Genomic DNA, 3,035 nt, shown 5'->3' with positions numbered 1-3,035 from the left:
CGTGCTGACCATCACGCTCAGGGTATCGCCTGCTTTGACCGAGAGCTGATCGGTGTAGGCGCAAATGCGGATGTAGGCCATCGCCGCGTCCCTAGGCTGCTCTCACGAGTCCATGAGATCATGCACGCGCTTGAGAAAGACGCCGTGCAGCGCGTCGTGCTCGCTGGTGAACAGCTGATCGTCGACTGCGCGTGGCGGCACGCCTCGTCGGCCGGAGAGCGCCACGATGCGATACTCCGAGAAGGGCTTGACCGCGAGGATGGCATACTTGTCGGCGACCGCGACGCTGCGGAAATAGGTCAGCACGCGCTCCAGTGCGTCGCTGCGCCGCTTGCCGAATGTGGCACGATGTTCCTTGATCAGATCGTTGCTGATCAAATTCTTGAGCTCGGCTCGCAACCGTGCGTCGAACCGCCGGGCAAAAATCGTCTGCTTGTCGGCAATCTCAAGTGCTTCCTCGGGCATCACCTCTCCTCCCTTGATCGAGTGTCGGCCACGGCGTTCGCTTCGCCGCTTGCCGCGCCATGCGATATACTGAGCCGGAATGCCGAACAGACCACCGCGCAGGAACAGCACCGTGCCGAGCATGATGGCGGCAATCAGAATTAACCGGATCGGGCCTAGGCCGATGAAGACCTTGTCGAACAGCACGACGATCAGGGTACCGACGACCGCGCCTTCGGCCGTGCCGATGCCGCCCACCACGACCATTGCCAGCAGCAGCAGCAGCTGATCCATGGTGAACAGCGAGGGCGTCGCGCCGTGAAGCAGGGTGGCGTAAAAGGCGCCGACGCCCCCCAATGCTCCCGATGAGATCAGGAAAACCTGGATTCGCGCGGTGCGGTAATCGATGCCGAGAGCTTCGGCAAAAGCCTCGTGCTTCTCGGGCGCTGTGCGCAGCAGGCGGCCAAGGCGCTGGCCATTGACCAGTCGGTAAAGCGTTAAGGCAGCGAGCAGCAGCAGGAACGAAAGATAATAGCCGAGCACGAGACCGCCGCGATCGGACATGCCGCTGGGCACGAAGCTGTCCGCTCCCAGCAAGCCATTGGCTGAGCCGAGTGTTTGATCCTGGATCACATAGACGCGACACAACTCGGTGATGCCGACGGTCAATAGTGCATAGTAGAAACCTTCAAGGCGAATCGCCGGGATGGCAATGATGAGGCCGAACACGAATCCGAAGAGCGGCCCGGTCAGCCACATCGCCCACCATGGAAATCCGAAATAGACTGAAAGATACGAGCTGCCGTAGGCGCCCGCGCCGACGGTTGCGAGGCTGGCCAGCGAGAAGATTCCGGCAGTGCCGATCGTCAGCATCCAGATGACGTTGATCGCGGCATACATGGCGAAGCTGGTGGCGGAAAGGACGAACGAATTGTTGCCGAGCTGCGGCGGGGCAATGGAAAGCACAGCCAGACCGATCACCCACAGGATCGGCGCCGAGTTGAGGACCCGCTGCTCGGCATTGAGCGTGACTGGATTATAATCGGTCTCGGTCAGCAGAGGCGTGCGTCGGGTGAACGGGTAGCGCCAGCGGTGCCAGCTTGCGCTACCGTGACCGCGCAGGACCGGCAGCCAGCGGCGCGTGCCCACGGCCAAAGGCATGCCCGGGGGCGGCGGCGGTTCCTGACTGTTGCCCTGTATCGCCACCGCTATTCTCGGGAATGCTCGATCATTCCGGCGATCCCGCGCGGGCGCACGAGCAGCACGGCGATAATGAAGAGGAACTGAGTCATCAACACATATTGCCCGCCCAATTCCACCGCCGTGAAAGCCTCGACGAAGCCGATCAACACGGCCGCGATCAGCGCGCCGGCGACGCTGCCGAGGCCGCCGGCGAGCGCCACGACCATGCCCTTGACCAAGGGTGTCGTGCCGGCGAAGGGGCTGATGAAGTAGGTTTGCGAGAGCAGCACCGACGCCAGCCCCGCCATCGCACCGGTCACCACCATGACGGCCATGGCAGTCGAGCGCAGCCCGACACCGACCAGGGCCGCGCCCTCCGGGTTCTGCATCATGGCGCGGATTTCCAGGCCCCGTCGGCTGCCTTTCATCCAGCCCAGCGTCAGGAGCAGCAGAAGCGCCGAACAGACAATCGCGCCGATCTTGTCGTAGCTGGCAGTTGCCGGACCGATATGAATGCTGCCAAGTCCAAAGATCTTCGGAAGCGCTCTCACTCTTGGCGTGAACAGCCAAAGCAAACATTGCCCGCCCATCAGGCTGATGGCCAGAGTGGCGATGAGGCTGCGCAGCGGGAAGTTCGGCTTGTCGTAGAGCGGGATGAACGCCAGCAGGCCGGTCAGCGCGCCCGCCAGCGCTCCGGTTATCACGCCGGCCGCCACCACGACAAAACCGTTAGTGCTGATGTTCTGCGCGGCCAACCACGCACCGTAGCCGGCCACCGTGAAGGTAAAGCCCTGGGCCAGGTTGATCATGCCCAGGCTCGACCAGATGATCGAGATACCGATCGCCAGCAACCCATAGATCGACGCGAGGCTGACCGCGGTCAGCAACAAATAGTAGGGATCCATTCGGCAGCGCGTCTCCCTGACGACAGCGTCAACGCTGTGGATGCTCATGGTCGGCGTGGTGGATGATCTCGCCCGTCGGCAGGTCGGGCGTCACGGCGCCGCCCTTGAGTTTTCCGGCATGCAGGCCGATCAACCGGGAAACTCTGCCCGCGAGGAGGGAAAGGTTCTGCTCGGCGATCACCATGGCACCGTCCTTGAGGTCGATCTGCATGAGGGCCTGCAACAACGCCTTGCTGATCTTCGGCGCGAGGCCCAGTGACGGCTCGTCGATCAGCAACAGCTTGGCGTCGTCCATGAGTCCACGTCCGAGGCTCACCATGCGCCGCTCACCGCCGGAGAGCTGTCCCACGGATTGTTTCAGCAGCTTCTGCAGTGGCGGGAAGATCGCCAACACATGCTCGCGCCGCTCTTTGCGTTCACGCCAGGCGCGCTTGGTATAGGCGCCGCTGTCGAGATGGTCGGCGACGGAGAGGCCGTGAAACAGCGCGTCACCCTGCGGCACCA

3 protein-coding genes are annotated in these 3,035 nt (G+C 63.0%); all 3 read right to left on the bottom strand.

Annotated elements, in window-relative coordinates:
* Positions 1 to 102: 102 nt before the first annotated feature.
* Positions 103 to 1,650, bottom strand: coding sequence for a branched-chain amino acid ABC transporter permease (locus JOY90_RS13715; RefSeq protein WP_291691662.1), 1,548 nt, complete (start codon positions 1,648 to 1,650; stop codon positions 103 to 105).
* A 2-nt stretch (positions 1,651 to 1,652) separates the two neighbouring features.
* Positions 1,653 to 2,531, bottom strand: coding sequence for a branched-chain amino acid ABC transporter permease (locus JOY90_RS13710; RefSeq protein WP_291691661.1), 879 nt, complete (start codon positions 2,529 to 2,531; stop codon positions 1,653 to 1,655).
* 28 nt (positions 2,532 to 2,559) lie between these two features.
* The coding region (locus JOY90_RS13705) for an ATP-binding cassette domain-containing protein (RefSeq protein ID WP_291691660.1) at positions 2,560 to 3,035 on the bottom strand (476 nt) is incomplete at its 5' end.

The sequence above is a fragment of the Bradyrhizobium sp. genome, assembly GCF_019242285.1.
Lineage (GTDB): Bacteria > Pseudomonadota > Alphaproteobacteria > Rhizobiales > Xanthobacteraceae > Bradyrhizobium.
Note: the sequence above shows the minus strand (reverse complement) of the source record. Positions and strands in the feature narration are given on the sequence as shown.